The organism is Acidocella aromatica, from assembly GCF_014201825.1.
GTDB lineage: Bacteria > Pseudomonadota > Alphaproteobacteria > Acetobacterales > Acetobacteraceae > Acidocella > Acidocella aromatica.
Genome location: NZ_JACHFJ010000017.1, coordinates 1 through 15,648 on the forward strand (window position 1 = coordinate 1; position 15,648 = coordinate 15,648).

Here is a 15,648-nt window from a genome sequence, read left to right on the forward strand (position 1 = left end):
AATCTGCTCTTCAGAAAATCGGCTGCCCTTCATCGGTCTATCCCCCAGGAACAGACTCTACACAAAAACGGTCACATTCCAGGGGAGCACGTCACCACCCGCAGCTCGCCGTTCTCAGGCACCAGCCTGACCTCATCGATCAGCGTGCGGATGATATTGAACGCCTCGTCCTTGGTGGCCGGGTCGGCTAGGGCCTCATGCAGGGCGGCGACCTTGTCCCGGTAAATAGTGGCCAGATTCGGATGCAGGGACGGTTCCGCCGCCGGGCGGCTGGTGAGCAGGGCGTTGAGCTCGTCCTCGCGCGCTTCCAACGTGATCATCTCATCCTTGACCGTGCGCGCCGGGACGCCGTCGGCCAGAGCCTGCACCAGAACCTTCTGCCGAGCCTTGAAATGCATTGACGTCTGAATTGGGCCGATAACTGCTCGGCTGCTGTGCGTCCCATCCCCCGGAAACACGGTCATTCCCTAGTCGCCCACCCCCCGTCGCTCATGGGGGGCCGAGTGCCCGTTCAGCGCCCTCGCGGCGCGCGGTGTTTTCCGAAGATCAGCATGACAGCACCGCCGATAAGCGCCGGAAATCCGACGACCACGAATACAGCCGACAGGGGGAGTTGCATGGCGATCAACGCGCCCCCGCTCATCGAACCGACAACTGACCCAATACGCCCGACGCCGTTCGCCCAACTTACACCGGTGGCACGACAATCAGTTGGATAAAAACTCGCAGCCAGTGCGTTGGCGCCCACCTGGGAGCCGGAGATGCAGAACCCCGCCAAAAGGACGACGGCGGCCAGCGCAAAGGTCGACGTGGTTAAGCTTCCGATCGCCGCGATGAAGATTGCGGCGGTCGCGTAGCAAACCGCCAGCACATATTGCGGATTGAAACGATCCATCAGCCAGCCTAGAATGACAGCGCCCAACGTGCCGCCAACCTGGAACATCGCAGTAATGATGGAGGCTGTTTCTAACGTGGTTCCCGTACTCTTGATAAGGGTGGGGAGCCAGCTCGACAACAGATAGATGACCAGCAGGCTGCAGAAGAATGCCAACCAGAGCAGCAACGTGCCGACAACGAGTTCGGGCTTGAACAGATGGCCAACGGGCAATCCATGTGACTTGCCTTCGGTCACGACAAAGCGCACGTTTGAATAGTCATCTGTTGAGGAAATGTGCTTGAGGATCGTGGCAACACGCGCGAGGGCTTTCTCCCGCAGCACTAGGTAGCGCACCGACTCCGGCAGGAACCCGACTAGGAAAGGGACGAGCACGATCGGTAGGATGCCGCCGAGCAGCAATACGGACCGCCAGCCATAGGCACCAACCATATGAGCGGAAGCAATGCCGCCAAGCGCCGAGCCGATCGTAAAGCCACAAAACATCCCTGTCACGAGAAACAGACGATGCCTCTCAGAACAATATTCAGATGTCAGCGTGATCGCGTTCGGCATTGCGCCGCCGATGCCCACACCCGTCAGGAAGCGGAGAGCCACGAGCGGCAACAATGACTGCGCATGCGCCGCGGCGAGGCTGGCGACGCCGAAAAACAGCACGCAGATGATCAGCGAGATCTTGCGGCCAAATCTGTCAGATATCGGCCCGAATACGAACGCCCCAGCCATAAGGCCGAACAATCCACAGCCAAACAGCGGTGCCATTTCCGGTGCCGTCAGCCCCCATTCCTGGCGAATGGCTGGCGCCAGGAAGCCGATTGATGCTGTATCGAAGCCCTCAATGGCCACGATCAAAAAACAAAGGCTTACAACTAAGATTTGAAACGTCGTCAAGCCGTGTTGGTCGATTACTTCGGATACGTTGACGATTCTCATGTTTCCCCCATTTTTAATTATTTTAATTATAGGATGATAACTTTAGGTACTACCACTCCGTGCCTTACACAGGCGCACATGTCCGGCTTCTCACAGTAAGCGCGGCGTTCTTATGATCAGAGTGGAATATTCAAGTGCAGTTTTCACGATGCGGCCGTCAAACGATTCCCTTCAAGGCAGTCCTCCGCACGCCAACCGTAGAGCCATTGCATGGCATCGTAGAATTGTTCGCGGGTGCGCCCCACCCATAGTGAATTACGCACAAGACGCTCTACCCCCTTGGCGTGATAGATGCGGCCCATCTCGCGCGCCGAGTACAGCACGCGTGCGGCCCGGGGGATGCGCACTTGCTCGTATAGCTTGAATGCTGCAACAAAATCTTCGCCCGTGGCACGGATGGCCTCGCCAAGAACAACAGCATCCTCCAGCGCCTGGCAGGCTCCTTGTGCCAGATATTGGGTCATGGGATGCGCGGCATCGCCAAGAACCGTGGTGCGGCCAAAGCTCCACTGCTCCACGGGATCGCGATCTGCGGTAGCCCAGCGCCGCCAAGAACTCGGACGGTCCAGCATTTGGTGAGGCAGAGGATGAATATTCTCGAAATATGACAGCACCTCCTCCTTGCTGCCATCGGTAACGCCCCATTCTTCCTTCTGCCGGCTGTGGAAGGTCACAACCAGGTTATACTGTTTGCCGCCGCGCAGCGGGTAATGCACCAGATGGCAGTGCGGCCCGGCCCACACCACCGGCGAGTTGATCTGTAGATCCTTGGGCATGTTCTCGACATCGACCACGGCGCGGTACACCACGTGGCCGGTGACTTTAGCTTCGTCGCCGATCAATGTGGCGCGAACAACGGACTTCACGCCGTCGGCGCCGATCAGCGCATCGGCCGTGTAACGCTCTCCGCGTTGGTCGATCACAGTAACACTGTTCGCGTCCTGCTCGATCCTCTGCACATGTGTGCTGGTACGGAACTTGATCAGAGGATTGCCCTGCACCGCTTCGAGGATGGACAGATGAATGTCCGCGCGATGGATCACGCCGTATGGATTTCCGAAGCGCTTCGTATATGCGTCTCCCGTTTCGACGCGTGCAACCTCTTTCGCGTCAACGGCATCCATCATCGTGAGTGAATCGGTGAACACGGCCCTGCTGCGCGCCCGCTCGCCCACGCCAAGCCAGTCCAACGCGTTGAAGGCGTTTGCGCCTAGCTGAATGCCAGCGCCGATCTCGCCGATTTGGTCGGCTTGTTCAAGCAACAGGACTTGAATATTCTCCCGTGCAACTGCCAATGCCGCCGCGAGGCCGCCAATTCCACCGCCGACAACAATCACGCGGCGCATCCGTTCGTTGTTGCTCATGCCTTGATCTTGTCCTTGTTGGAGGAAGCAGGGGGTGGGGGAGTATAGTCAGGCTGTTTTTTTGGCTCCGCTTTCACGAAAGCCGGATGCCCCGCAGCATGCTCGACCACAGCGCGTGTCCGCTGGTGCGGCGTCATGTCGCAGCCCATGCGCTGCGCGTTACCGAATTGTGGGATCAGGCAGCAATCCGCCAGGGTCGGCTGTGTGCCGAAGCACCAGGGGCCGCCATAGGTTTCGGCGGCCTGGGCCAGCAGCCGCTCCACTGCGGCCATGCCTTCGCCGATCCAGTGTGCGTACCATTCATCCTTCTGCTTGGGCGAAACTTTTATTTCATCCTGAAGATATTTCAGGATGCGCAGGTTATTGACCGGATGTATGTCGCAAGCGATCAGATAACTGAATTCCAGTACCCGTGCGCGCAGCGCCGGCTCCTTGGGAATCAGGCGCGGCTCTGGATGTTTGCCATCTAGCCAGTCGATGATCGCCAGCGACTGGCCTAGGTGGAAGCCATTGTCCACGATCGCCGGCACCGTGGCCGAGGGGTTAACCTCGCGCACATAGTCGGCATCGTGATGCTGGCCGGTACGGATATTCACACCATGAAAATCCGTATCAAGGCCTTTCAGGGCGAGGGCGATGCGCACCCGCCACGACGTGGAGCTATTAAAAAAGCTATAGAAATCCACTTATTGTTTCCTCTCCGGCAGTACGCTCAGACAATCTTGACGTGCAATTCTCCAAGGTGTTCCACGCCCACGGTCATCAGATCGCCCCGCTTGACGGCACCGACGCCCTCTGGCGTGCCGGTGAAAATCACGTCGCCCGGCTCCAGCCGGAAGAAGCGCGATAGGTAGGAGACGGTTTCCGCCACCGACCAGATCAAATGAGTGATGTCGCTCTTCTGCTTGGTCTCGCCATTGACGGTCAGCCAGATGCTGCCCTTTTCAAAATGGCCCACCGCGCTTGACGGATGGATCGGCCCGATCGGTGCGGAGCGGTCGAAGGCTTTACCAATCTCCCACGGACGGCCCATTTCACGCATCTTCATCTGCAGGTCGCGGCGGGTCATATCCAGCCCCACGGCATAGCCCCACACATGGTCGAGCGCCTGCTCCAGGGGAATATTCGAACCACCCTTGCCAATCACCGCAACCAGTTCGGCCTCGTAGTGGTAGTTGCTGGTCTCGGCGGGATATTCCAGTTCAAGCGTCGTGCCCTGGGCCACCGGAACAACGGCGTTGTCGGGTTTGCAGAAAAAGAAAGGCGGCTCACGATCCGGGTCGAAGCCCATCTCGCGCGCATGCGCGGCATAATTACGCCCCACACAATACACGCGGCGGACAGGGAAAAGGTTGTCTGAACCCACGACGGGCAGGGCGATCGGCGCCTCGGGCGGAAAAACGTAAGTCATGGCATTGAAGTCCTTGTATTCTATGTCGAAAGGGAAGCGCGATCCGCCGTCAGAGGCGTTCTTCGCGCAGCAGGTCCAGCGCGGCTAGAACCGGGCGGTTAGAATAGCTGAACAGTACAGCGTCGGTGTCCGTTTCAAACCGCGCGGTCTGCCATGCCGGTACGACAAAGATGTCGCGCGGCGCGAAAGCGAAGGTCTGTTCGCCAATGTGTACGATGCCGCTGCCCTCGACCACGTTGAAAACGGTGGCATCGGTGGTGCGGTATGAGCGGCCGCGGAAACTCTTTGGCAGAAGCTGCATGAAGGTCGCCATCGTCGGCATCGGATAGCCGCCATTGGCCGGGTTCACGTAGCGCAGTTTTATACCGTCCCAGGCATCCAGTTCTGAGGTGCGCGACAGAATATCCAGCGCCTCACGGCTGCGGGCGTAGGGGTAGTTGAAGATCGGCGAATTACCGTTCTTTGGCTCATAGTGAACGGGCAGCATGTTGTAGCCATAACGTGCGAGGCTGTCGCCCTCGGAGCGGCTGATCGGCTGTGTCTCTTCCGAATAGGTTTCGGCAAAGCCCGCATCAAGTTGCTGCAACAGCGGAATATCCAGCCCGTCGAGCCACACCACCGGCTCGCCGCCCTCTTCAACCGTCGGGTTGCCATGGTCATGCCAAGTCCATGAAGGGGTGATGATGAAATCACCTGGGTGCATGGTTGTTCGCTCGCCGTCAACCGCCGTCCATGCGCCTTTGCCTTCGACGATGAAGCGCAGTGCCGACTGTGTGTGACGATGGCTGGGAGCGATCTCGCCGGGTAGGATCAACTGCAGGCCGGCGTACAGGTTGGAGGTGATGCTCGACTTGCCGGGCAGGCCGGGGTTTTCCAGCACCAGCACGCGGCGGATGGCTTCGGCGGCGCTGATGATGCGGCCAGATTCCATGATCAGGTCACGCAACTCGGCATATTTCCAGATCGTGGCCACCGCCTGCGGGCGCGGCGCGTTCGGTACCAGCGCGTGCAGCGATTCCCATAAGGGCGACAAATTACGCTCGGTAATCTTGCCATAATAAGCTTCACGCCCAGCGCTCTGCATGCCCACTGTCATATTGCGTCTCCTGGATTCTGGACTACCTGCTTGTGGCGGGTGTTATTTGTGGAAGACGTTTAATCTTGGACGCTATTCCATAGAAATTGTATTTTCATATTATATATATTTTTTTTCGTATATCGTCGAAGGGCGCTCAACACCATGGACTGGACCCAACGCATTAGACTGCGGCATCTGCAAATGCTGCTTTCCATCGCCGAGACAGGTAATCTGAGCCAGTCCGCCGAGGCTTTGAACACGACCCAGCCGGCGCTTTCGAAATGGCTCAAGGATCTGGAGGATGATCTCCAATTGACCTTGTTCGAGCGCCATGCGCGCGGCCTGCGGCCCACCATCTACGGCCAAGCGATGATCGAGCATGCCAAACGCATCGACGGCCATCTAGATAGTGCGCGCGATGACATGCGAGCGTTGCGGGAAAGCGGGAGCGGCATGGTCACCATCGGTACTTCCGGCGTCTCGGCAGCCGATCTTGTGCCGCTAGCGGTGGCAAAGCTGGTGGAACAGATGCCGTGTGCCCAGGTACGGGTGCATGAGGACACAATGAACCGACTGCTTCCACAATTACAGCATGGAGAAGTTGACATTATTGTTGGGCGTGCCGTCGTATCCCAGGCCGCGGACGACTTCAAAGCCGAGACGCTGTACCGAGATCCCGTGGACTTTGTTGTTGGCCACGCGCACCCGCTTACGCAGCGTGAATCGCTCACCTGGGAAGATATGCTGGCCTACCCTTGGATCGTCTGGCCAGAGGGCACTCCCACGCGTGGCGCGCTTAATAACGCACTCGCCGAGGCCGGGCTCAGCCTGCCACGCTATAGCGTCGAGTCCAACTCGTCGATCCTGAATATCACTTTGTTGCAGAACTCCCACTTACTGGGCACGGCATCGCATCGTGCGGCTTCGCGTTTCCAGGCGATGAACCTGTTACATATTCTCCCTATGCCCCTTGGCAGCGCCGCCACGGTCACAATGTATTGGCGCAGCAATAACGAGAGCCGTAAGGCGGTGGCAATGGCGTTGGACTGCCTGCGTCTTGGTGCGAACTAAGGCCCGTTGCAGTGTCAGGATAAATAAAAGGATAAGTGCCGGTAGTCTACGCGGAATCTTCAACGCGCTTGTGCCAGTTATTGGATATTTTGAGGTCGTTTACGAGGTTCGGGAGCTTTCTAGCCTTTGCATCTACGGCCCACCTCCACGACGCAGCAGAACGAGAAGGGGATTGGGGTTTAGTTCCTCGTCGAACGCGCCCTCTCCAAATCGCAATCACACAAATCAAAGCTATTGAAACCACCTATGGCTTTTTTTGCTTGTTCCTGTAACGATTTGGTTGCGTCCCGAAGGTAAATACGGGCTTTTGGTCAAACCGATATCGAAGCTGAATACCGTATGCTTTTGCATCGCTGCTGGTTTGGAGAAGTGCCCAACGGCCGCCTTGGGGCCGTAAGGGAACGGGCCAGTTTTGGAGGAGCTGAGTGGCATAACGGCCGTTCGTGTGCGCCAGAAAGTGGTCAACGCCCGACGGAGGAAAAGTCCCGAATGAATTGTTCCTCAGAAATCAACAGCGGAGGAATTAGTGAGGGAGTTGGTGGAGACATGAATGACATCCGAGAGGCAGGGGGTCGCCCATCTCGGCTATCCGCCGGGGGCGGTCGTCGTCCTTGGAGCGGACATTCCCCTCACCGTCCAGGCTGGGCGCTCCACCTAGAACTACAAAAGCGCGGTGAAGGGGCTGATCACAACGTCCCTATTGCCCTTGCTGGGTCGGTTCAATTGGCACGGCCGGGGAGATTGGATCGGTCCAGACCGGCATGAAGCAATAATGGCACCTTGAGCTTAGTTCGGTTTGCCGCCACCGTGCAGCGCATCTCGATAAGCGCGCGGCGATTGGCCAAAAAGTTCGCGGAATTGCCGCGAGAATTGTGCTTGATCGCAGAAGCCGAAATGGTAGGCGATCGTCGACAAACGCTGCTGACCAGGCATTTGCAGCATGTCCCGCGCAGCGTGCAGCCGGCAGACGCGGATATATTGCGCCACCGTGGTACCAGTCTCGTTAAACAGCTCGTGCAGATAGCGCTTGGAGATTCCACACGCCGCCGCCACTGTCTCGGGCGACAAATCCGGGTCGGAAAGGTGCTGGCGGATCGCCTTCTGCGCCCGCAGCAAATGCGCTGCCCGGGTCACCGACGGTACGCTTTCCGAGCAATCGGCCTGCCGGTCGAGCGACAAGGCGAGTAGTTCGATCAGCTGGCGCCCCAAGATATCCCCCGCTACCAGGTCGGCGGCCATGGCGTGGGCGCGCCGCACGGTCTCGGCAAATAGCCCGCCCAACCCGTCTCGCCCGTCAAACACGGAGGCGCAGAAGCGGTCGGGCTGATACACCCGCGCCGATAGAGCCTCACGCGAGACCTTCATCACGAACAGATCGTTACGGGCGTCGTAGGAGAAGCGATACGGCTCGTCTCCGCGCTCCAGCAAAAACCCGCCCATACCGCAGGTGACGGTGCGTCCGAGTTGGTGGAACTGCACAGGGGTTGAGCAGGGAATGGTGACGAGGTAATGCCCCGCCTCGCCGGTGCGGATCTGATCGGTGAAGCGCTCATATTGCGCCGCCTCGGTGCGCAGGCGCGAGAGTGACACTGGTCCCAGCATCCGCCGCTCTACCCTGCCGTCGAACCGCGTTTCATCGCGGTAGCTGAGGTGGAGTGGAAAGTAGGTGTCACTGATCACAGCAGACCAATAGGCCGCCCGTTCACCCAGCGCGACGCCAGCGGTGCTGTAGCATTCCAGAGACAAGATCTCCCCTCCCATATCCCGGCCAACCCAAGGCATAACCGCTTTGCGCCGCCCGCGCAAAGGAATCTTGCTCTCCGCTGACCTCACTGCGCTGGCTGACAAGAAAATGCGCACTCTGGAACAAGACGCCCCCACCCACAAGCCGCACCTTAAGCTTACAACAGGCGCAAGCCGAACGGCGCGTCTTTGGCCAAGAAGAATAGGGGACACCATGAAACGTCAAAATATCGATCCCATTACGCTGTCGGTGGTGCGCGGCGTGCTGGAAACCGCGCAGCGCGAGATGACGCTGACGCTGGAGCAGACGGCCAGAAGCTCGGTCTTCAACCTCGCGCATGATTATTCCACGGCATTGTTCAACCACACGCCGGAGATGATTCTACAGGGGCAGGATATTCCGATTCATCTCGGCAGCCTGATCCCGGCGATGAAAGCCGTCGCGAAATTCTTCGGGGGCGATATCCACGAGGGCGACCTCATCCTGCATAACGACCCGGCCTATGGCGGAAGCCATATCATCGACACCTGCATGTATTATCCGGTGTTTTACCAGGGTGAGTTGGTGTTCTGGACCGTTTGCAAGGGCCATCTCACCGATGTTGGCGGCCCGGTGCCCGCCGGCTACAACCCCAACGCCACTGAAATTTACGCCGAGGGGCTGCGCATCCCGCCCGTCAAGCTGTGGGACCGCGGCTTCCCGCGCCGGGATGTGATGAATCTTCTGCTCACCAATATGCGCGCCCGGCGCGATCAGGAGGGCGATTTCAACGCGCTGATCGGCGCCTGCCAGGTTGGCGCACGCGCGCTGATCGGGCTGATGGACAAATACGGCAAGCTGCTGGTGCAGGATTGCATCGCCGAGTTGCTCGACATGGCCGAGGCACACATGCGCAAGCTGATTGCCGCAGTGCCGGATGGCACCTACACCGGCACCGCAATTCTGGAAGATGCAGGCCACGGCTTCGGGGATATGGAGATCAGCGCTACGGTGACGATCAGGGGCGATAACTGCCACATCGCCATCGCCTCGCCGCCGCAAGTGCCCTATTTCATCAACAGCTACGAGGGCAACAGCCATTCCGGCGTCTATCTTGGGCTGATGATGTTTGCGCAATTGCCGCCGCCTTATAACGAGGGGCTGTATCGCTGCGTGAGCACCGACATGGGGCCGCCCGGCACGCTCTGTAACGCCCGCTCGCCTGCCCCGCACATGAACTCCACGACCACGCCGATGGAAACGCTGACAGACGCCGTTCGTCAGGCCTTCGAGCAGGCGGCGCCGGCGAAGGTGTCCGCCAGCTGGGGGCATGCCAATGGCTGCAACATCGCGGGTTGGGACAAGCGGCATGACGAGGAATACGTTACCATGGTGCTGGCCTCGATTATCTCCGGCGCAGGCGCCACGGCCAGCCAGGACGGTTGGCACGCCTGCGGCCCAGAATGTTGCTTCGGCGCGCTCAACTCTGGCGATATCGAGATCCTGGAGCACAGCTATCCGATTATCATCCACCGCTATGCGCTGATGGAGGATTCTGGCGGTGCAGGCAAATATCGCGGAGGCTCCGGCACGGTGTGGGAGGTCGAACCACTGGACGGCCCGATGACGCTCGTCACCTTCGGCGAGGGGCGGCGCATCCCCGCCATGGGTGCGGCCGGTGCGAGCTCAACTCTAGTCGCGCCCAAGGTCGGCCGGCTGGAGATCGCCCGCGGTGGCAAGACGCAGGTCATCACCAAAAATGTCGTCGAGAAGATCCTGCCCGGTGAGCGTGCGGCGAATCGTAACCCTGGCGGTGGAGGCTATGGCAATCCGTTCGAGCGCCCGGTGGCGATGGTCGTCGAGGATGTACGCAATGGCTTAGTTAGCCTCGACGGCGCTCGGCTTGATTATGGCGTCATCATCACCGACCGCACCAGCCTGCGCGTCGATGAAGCCGCCACCGCGAAACTGCGCGCCACCGCCTGACCTCTGCACAGCATTCAAGGATTTCGACCATGCACCATCAATATCGCTTGGGCATCGACGCCGGCGGCACCTTCACCGATTTCATCCTCGCCGACCGCGATGGCGGCGTGCGCATCTTCAAGACGCTCTCCACGACGCAGAATCCGACCCAGGCCATCCGCAACGGCCTGGCGTTGATCGAGGAGGAAACTGGCATCAGCCCCACCACGTTGGTCTCCAACGCCGATCTTTGCATCAACGGCACCACCGTAGCGCTTAACGCGCTGATCACCCATACCGGCGCGAAAACGGGGTTGATCGCCACCAGCGGGCATGAGGACAGCATCGAGATCCGCCTTGGCCACAAGGAAGACGGCTACCGTTACGATCCCGATTATCCGCCTGCGACCATGCTGGTGCCGCGCTATCTGCGTTGCGGCGTGCGTGAGCGCGTGCTCTCCAGCGGCTCCGTGCATACCCCGCTCAACGAAGACGATGTGCGCGCCGCCTGCAGGCATTTTCTCGCTCATGACGTAAAATCCGTGGCGATCAGCTTCGTCTGGTCGGTGCTGCATCCCGCGCATGAGCTGCGCGCCGCCGCCATCGTGCGCGAGATCATGCCGGGTGTGCAGATCACCATCGGTAGCCAGCTCTACCCGCAGGTGCGAGAATATACTCGGACCTCGACGGCCGTGGTCAACGCCTATCTCGCCCCGATTCTGGGCCGCTATGTCGCTGCCGTCGATGCTTACTTCCAGGACCTCGGCGCGCGCCAGCCGGTGCGTTATTTCCAGTCCAATGGCGGCCTCGCGCTGAGCGCTGTGGTGGCGGAAAAACCCGTCTACGCCATCAATTCCGGCCCTGCCTCAGCGCCGCGGGCGGCGCTCTATCTAGGTGAGTCCTATGGGCTGAAGGACATCATCACCGTCGATATGGGCGGCACCAGCTTCGACATCACTCTTACTTGCGGCGGCGAGGCGAACATCGCCAAGGACATCGACTTCCTGCGCTATCGCATCGGCGTGCCAATGATCCAGGTGGAGACGCTTGGCGCGGGCGGTGGCTCGATCGGCTGGATCGACGCCATGGGCCTGCTGCAGATGGGCCCGCAATCGGCGGGCTCCGTTCCTGGCCCGGCTTGCTACGGCAAAGGCGGCGACAAGCCGACCACCACCGACGCCAATCTCGTGCTCGGCTACCTCAACCCGGGGGGCCTGGTCGGGGGGCGGCTGCCGCTTGATGTCGAAAAAGCCCGTGCTGCCATCACCACGCATCTTGCCGCACCGCTGGGCATCAGCGTTGAAAAAGCGGCCTATGGCATGTTCACCATCGTCAACAACAACATGGTGAACGCGATCCGCCGCGTCTCGGTGGAGCGCGGCTACGACCCGCGTGATTTCGTGCTTAACTGCGCGGGCGGCGCCACCGGCGCGCATATCACCGCCCTGGCGCGTGAGATGGGCATCAACCGCATTCTGGTGTCCAAACTCGCCTCTGGCCTCTGCGCCTTTGGCCAGATTATCTCGGATGTGCGCTACAACTACATGGCGCCGATCGCCGCCCGGCTCGAAGGCGCGACGACCGCGAAACGGTTGAACGACACTTTCAAGCAGCTCGAAGCCCAAGGCCATGCCGATCTCGCCGCGGATCAGTTCGGTCCAGAGCGGATCAGCATCCGCCGCAGCCTCGACATGCGCTATGTCGGCCAGGTTCATGAATGCACGGTCAATGTCGATCCGTTCGATATCGATGAAGCTGCGCTGGAGCGCCTGAAGGCCGCCTTCCATGGCCGACACAAGGAGCTCTACACCTATGCCGAGCCACAAAGCCCAGTCGAGGTGGTGAATATCGAGAGTGCCGTCTCCGGTGCCATGGACCGCCCGGCCCGAATGACCATCGCCCCCGGCCAGGGTGCGCACGCGGCGCTGCTCGGCACCCGGCAGATGATCTTCGACGCCTCCGGCGTGGCGCAGGACACCCTTGTCTATGAGGGCGCCCGCTTGGGCGCGGGCGATGTCGTTATGGGCCCGGCGGTGATCCAGGAAGTTACCACCACCATTGTCCTCGAACCTGGCTGGGTGGCGGAGCTCGACCGTCACGGCGTCTATGTCCTCATCCTGGGCCAGCATGTAGCGCAGCATAATAAGGCGCTGATTCCCGCATGACCCATAAGCGCGGGAGGCCCCCTCCCGTATCATCAAACATAGAAAAATAGGGAGAAAACAAGAAATGGCTGGATCCTTGGAGGTTGCCGACGGGCTTGAGTTTTCCAACCGTCCCGTCCCCGCAGATCAGCGCATGGCGCGCCTACCGTTGACCATGGCATGGTGGTCGGTCTGCTCGGCCATGTTTTATCTGGTGGTCGCGGCATCGCTGGCGCTGGCTTATGGCTCGCGCAATGCAATCATCGGCATGGTGTTGTCCGTCATCGCCTACGGCGCCGTCAACGGCGTGCTGGCGCGCCATGCGGCTCGCACGGGCTTGAGCGTGGCGCTGTTCTCGCGCGTGTTGCTTGGCCGGACCGGCGCTGCCCTTGCCACGCTGATTTTTTTCGCTACCGCGATTTATTACGCGGTGTTCGAGGGCTCGGTCATCGCGCTGGCCCTGCAGACTTACATGGACATGGCCTATTCCGTCGCGGCGCTGATTGTTGTCGTCTACTCCGTGGTGCTGATCTTTGGCTCCATCCAGAACTGGCTCGATAAATTCAATGCGGTGCTGCTGCCATTCTATCTCGCCGGTCTGCTCGCCGCGATTGGCCTAGCCATTGCCAAGTACGGCTATTCCAACGCTTGGCTCAATCTCGCCCCGGCGAGTGGCGCTCCGGCCAGCGGCTGGTGGAGTTGCTTCGTCGCCTATATGGGCGTGTGGGTGCTGATGATGTACACCTACGACTATGCCCGGTTCGGGCGCGAGGAGGATGCGCGCTATCACGCCCGCTTTAATTTTGGCATGCCGTTTTACGCGGTGGCTTTCCTGCTCAACGGGCTCGCGGGCATTTTCCTTGCCGCCAGCCTGCCGACCAAGGGCGGCGTCACCGAGGTCTCGGTCGTATTCGCGCTGCTCAAGCTCCTCGGCTTTGCCGGTCTCGGCTTCGTCGCGGTCACGCAGACACGCATCAACACCGCCAATTACTATCTCGCCGCCGTCAATATTGAGAATTTCGTCGACACGGTGTTCCGCCTGAAACTGCCCAAGGTGCTGTGGGCCTGCGTCGTCGGCGTCATCGCCTATGTGTTGATGCGCGCCAATGTCTTCGCCTACATTCTGCAGGCGCTCGATTATCAGGGTATCTTCGTGGTCGCCTGGGTGGCGGTGGCGCTGATGCATATCTTCATGGAAACCGGCACCGAAGATGGTCTCTCCACCTGGGGGCTGGCGCAGGTGCAAGCGGTCAACCCCGCCGGGCTCGGCGCCTGGCTGATTGGCGCTGCGTCCGGGCTGGGGCTGCATTTCATGTCTGGCATGCTGGCCTCGTTTTCGGCCCCTGCCACCTTCGTCGTGGCAGGGGCGGTTTATGCCGCGCTCAACCGGAAACCTGCGGCGCAGTCGGTGCTGCCTGCTACCGGCTCCGGTCGCTCTTCCATGTGATCATTTCCGCGCCCGTGCTTCCTCACGGGCGCTAACCTAGTTTTCTTGCGTGTGCTTCTAATGAGTTGTCTGGTACGGTGGTGCTGGTGGTCGAAGGCGTCCGAGACGGCTGTCGATTGGACATGTGCACAGACCTGTTACAACACAAAACATCATGGGCTAATGCGTAGCACTTCAGCATGGAGCAATTAGACCGATTCTTGGTTGTTTCTGGCCCCCGCAACCAGAAAATTAAACCAAATCAGCTATATAAAGCCTCCCTCAGTTTGAGCCATACCTATATCTGCATGCAGCTGATGGAAGGGCGGATATCTGTCAAGAAAAACGCCGCTGCGAGACAGCGGCGTTTTCGGCTGTCAGGGCCGCATGATTCAGCTGTTCTGGCTCCGGGATTCGTGAACCTCGATGGTCAGATGAGACAGGGATTTGAACCGGCCAAGGCGCTCGCGATAGTGGATGGCTGTACGATCACTTGAGGTGGTGACGGAGAGGATCGCGCCCAGATGGCCAGGGCCGAGCCGCCAGAGATGCAGATCGGCCAGCTCGTCGCCGTCGCGCTCGATCGCGTCGCGCAGCTTCTGTTCCATGCCCCTGTCCGGCGTCATGTCCAGCAGAATACCCCCCGTGTCGCGGATCAGCCCCAAGGCCCAGCTCGCGATGACAACCGCGCCGACAATGCCGACCAGCGGGTCCATCCACAACCAGCCGAAGGTGCGGGCCAGTAGCAGACCCACGATGACCAGCACGGAAACGGCCGCATCGGCGGCAACATGCACCACGGCGGCGCGCATGTTGTTGTCCCGCCCGGCAGCACCGCTGGCGTGCTCATGTTCCTCGAACGTGACGTTGTAGGACTGATCGAAGAGTTTGACGTCAGCTGCGAATTCGTGCGGCTCGGGAATTTCATCGACGGATTCAAGATAGCCATCGCGTGCCACGAAGCCGAAGCTCTGGCGCACGCCATCGGGACGCATGGTCTCGATCATGGCGGCGTCGGCGGGAATATCGAACCCAGGAGCGGCGCGCAGGCGGAAGCGCGGCGGCACGCCATCCTCGAAAACCTCCAACCGAACCTCGCCGAACGAAGTGGGGATGATGCGCTCATCATCATGGTCATGATGTGCATGCCCGTGGCCATGGCTGTGCCCGTGGTCGTGCCCGCCGGCAAGCAGCAGGGCGCTGACGATGTTCACGACAAGCCCGAGGCAGGCAATGGGGATGGCCTCGGCAAAATGGATTGGCACAGGCGAGAGGAAGCGGCTCACGGCTTCAAAGCCGATCAGCAGCGCGATCATGGCCAGGATGATGGCGCTGGAGAAGCCCGCGAGGTCGCCCAGCTTGCCGGTGCCGAAGGAGAAGCGCGGATCGTTCGCGTGCAGGCGGGCGTAGCGATAGGCGAGAGCGGCCAGCAGCATGGCGCCAGCATGGGTGCTCATGTGCAGCCCATCGGCGACAAGGGCGATGGAGCCGAACAGCCAGCCGCCCACGATCTCCGCCACCATCATCGCGCCGCAGAGCCAGATCACCCACCAGGTGCGCCGCTCGCTGCGTTCGTGATCGGCGCCTAGAAAGATATGGCTGTGGCTGGCCTCGTGGCTCATCTGGGTCTGCATCAGG

At 60.2% G+C, this 15,648-nt stretch carries 12 protein-coding genes; 4 read left to right on the forward strand and 8 right to left on the reverse strand.

Going from position 1 to position 15,648, the window contains the following annotated elements; all coding sequences use genetic code 11:
- Nucleotides 1-71: 71 nt before the first annotated feature.
- From HNP71_RS13250 to gtdA, 6 genes are all read right to left on the reverse strand, one after another.
- Nucleotides 72-398, reverse strand: a complete 327-nt coding sequence (locus HNP71_RS13250) for a hypothetical protein (RefSeq protein WP_183267427.1) — start codon at nucleotides 396-398, stop codon at nucleotides 72-74.
- Nucleotides 399-511: 113 nt separating this feature from the next.
- Nucleotides 512-1,828 carry an MFS transporter gene (locus HNP71_RS13255; RefSeq protein WP_183267428.1) on the reverse strand — a complete coding sequence of 439 codons (1,317 nt, stop codon included), beginning with the start codon at nucleotides 1,826-1,828 and terminating at the stop codon, nucleotides 512-514.
- Between the two features lie 143 nt (nucleotides 1,829-1,971).
- Nucleotides 1,972-3,192: a 3-hydroxybenzoate 6-monooxygenase gene (locus HNP71_RS13260; RefSeq protein ID WP_183267429.1), complete on the reverse strand. Its 1,221-nt coding sequence runs from the start codon at nucleotides 3,190-3,192 to the stop codon at nucleotides 1,972-1,974.
- The gene (maiA, locus tag HNP71_RS13265; RefSeq protein WP_183267430.1) at nucleotides 3,189-3,878 is read right to left on the reverse strand and encodes a maleylacetoacetate isomerase; all 690 of its coding nucleotides are present in this window, start codon (nucleotides 3,876-3,878) and stop codon (nucleotides 3,189-3,191) included. Before maiA ends, HNP71_RS13260 begins: the two co-directional genes overlap by 4 nt.
- Nucleotides 3,879-3,904: 26 nt before the next feature.
- On the reverse strand, nucleotides 3,905-4,603 hold the full coding sequence (locus HNP71_RS13270) for a fumarylacetoacetate hydrolase family protein (protein WP_183267431.1): 699 nt from the start codon (nucleotides 4,601-4,603) through the stop codon (nucleotides 3,905-3,907).
- 49 nt (nucleotides 4,604-4,652) lie between these two features.
- Nucleotides 4,653-5,699 carry a gentisate 1,2-dioxygenase gene (gene gtdA, locus HNP71_RS13275; protein ID WP_183267432.1) on the reverse strand — a complete coding sequence of 349 codons (1,047 nt, stop codon included), beginning with the start codon at nucleotides 5,697-5,699 and terminating at the stop codon, nucleotides 4,653-4,655.
- 144 nt (nucleotides 5,700-5,843) lie between these two features.
- Here gtdA and HNP71_RS13280 point away from each other — a divergent pair, with 144 nt between their 5' ends.
- A complete protein-coding gene (locus HNP71_RS13280; protein WP_183267433.1) occupies nucleotides 5,844-6,752 on the forward strand; it encodes a LysR substrate-binding domain-containing protein in 909 nt (302 codons plus the stop codon).
- Nucleotides 6,753-7,538: 786 nt separating this feature from the next.
- Here HNP71_RS13280 and HNP71_RS13285 read toward each other — a convergent pair.
- Nucleotides 7,539-8,498, reverse strand: a complete 960-nt coding sequence (locus tag HNP71_RS13285) for an AraC-like ligand-binding domain-containing protein (RefSeq protein ID WP_183267434.1) — start codon at nucleotides 8,496-8,498, stop codon at nucleotides 7,539-7,541.
- 211 nt (nucleotides 8,499-8,709) lie between these two features.
- Between HNP71_RS13285 and capB the strand changes: the two genes are divergently transcribed.
- The 3 genes from capB to HNP71_RS13300 all read left to right on the forward strand — a co-directional run bounded on the left by capB (nucleotide 8,710) and on the right by HNP71_RS13300 (nucleotide 14,031).
- Complete coding sequence (gene capB, locus HNP71_RS13290) at nucleotides 8,710-10,461, forward strand: caprolactamase subunit beta (RefSeq protein WP_183267435.1); 1,752 nt, start codon at nucleotides 8,710-8,712, stop codon at nucleotides 10,459-10,461.
- 29 nt (nucleotides 10,462-10,490) lie between these two features.
- The gene (gene capA / locus HNP71_RS13295) at nucleotides 10,491-12,605 is read left to right on the forward strand and encodes a caprolactamase subunit alpha (protein WP_183267436.1); all 2,115 of its coding nucleotides are present in this window, start codon (nucleotides 10,491-10,493) and stop codon (nucleotides 12,603-12,605) included.
- A gap of 64 nt (nucleotides 12,606-12,669) precedes the next feature.
- Complete coding sequence (locus tag HNP71_RS13300) at nucleotides 12,670-14,031, forward strand: purine-cytosine permease family protein (protein WP_183267437.1); 1,362 nt, start codon at nucleotides 12,670-12,672, stop codon at nucleotides 14,029-14,031.
- 371 nt (nucleotides 14,032-14,402) lie between these two features.
- On the opposite strand, the gene dmeF is transcribed toward HNP71_RS13300, so the two are convergent.
- Nucleotides 14,403-15,644, reverse strand: a complete 1,242-nt coding sequence (dmeF, locus tag HNP71_RS13305) for a CDF family Co(II)/Ni(II) efflux transporter DmeF (protein WP_183267438.1) — start codon at nucleotides 15,642-15,644, stop codon at nucleotides 14,403-14,405.
- Nucleotides 15,645-15,648 lie beyond the last annotated feature (4 nt).

Bases quoted from the DNA above. Each gene is read 5' to 3' on its own strand.
- HNP71_RS13270 (WP_183267431.1), bottom strand. From the start codon at position 4,603: ATGACTTACGTTTTTCCGCCCGAGGCGCCGATCGCCCTGCCCGTCGTG.
- dmeF (WP_183267438.1), bottom strand. From the start codon at position 15,644: ATGCAGACCCAGATGAGCCACGAGGCCAGCCACAGCCATATCTTTCTA.
- HNP71_RS13260 (WP_183267429.1), bottom strand. From the start codon at position 3,192: ATGAGCAACAACGAACGGATGCGCCGCGTGATTGTTGTCGGCGGTGGA.
- HNP71_RS13255 (WP_183267428.1), bottom strand. From the start codon at position 1,828: ATGAGAATCGTCAACGTATCCGAAGTAATCGACCAACACGGCTTGACG.
- HNP71_RS13250 (WP_183267427.1), bottom strand. From the start codon at position 398: ATGCATTTCAAGGCTCGGCAGAAGGTTCTGGTGCAGGCTCTGGCCGAC.
- HNP71_RS13300 (WP_183267437.1), top strand. From the start codon at position 12,670: ATGGCTGGATCCTTGGAGGTTGCCGACGGGCTTGAGTTTTCCAACCGT.
- gtdA (WP_183267432.1), bottom strand. From the start codon at position 5,699: ATGACAGTGGGCATGCAGAGCGCTGGGCGTGAAGCTTATTATGGCAAG.
- capB (WP_183267435.1), top strand. From the start codon at position 8,710: ATGAAACGTCAAAATATCGATCCCATTACGCTGTCGGTGGTGCGCGGC.
- capA (WP_183267436.1), top strand. From the start codon at position 10,491: ATGCACCATCAATATCGCTTGGGCATCGACGCCGGCGGCACCTTCACC.
- HNP71_RS13280 (WP_183267433.1), top strand. From the start codon at position 5,844: ATGGACTGGACCCAACGCATTAGACTGCGGCATCTGCAAATGCTGCTT.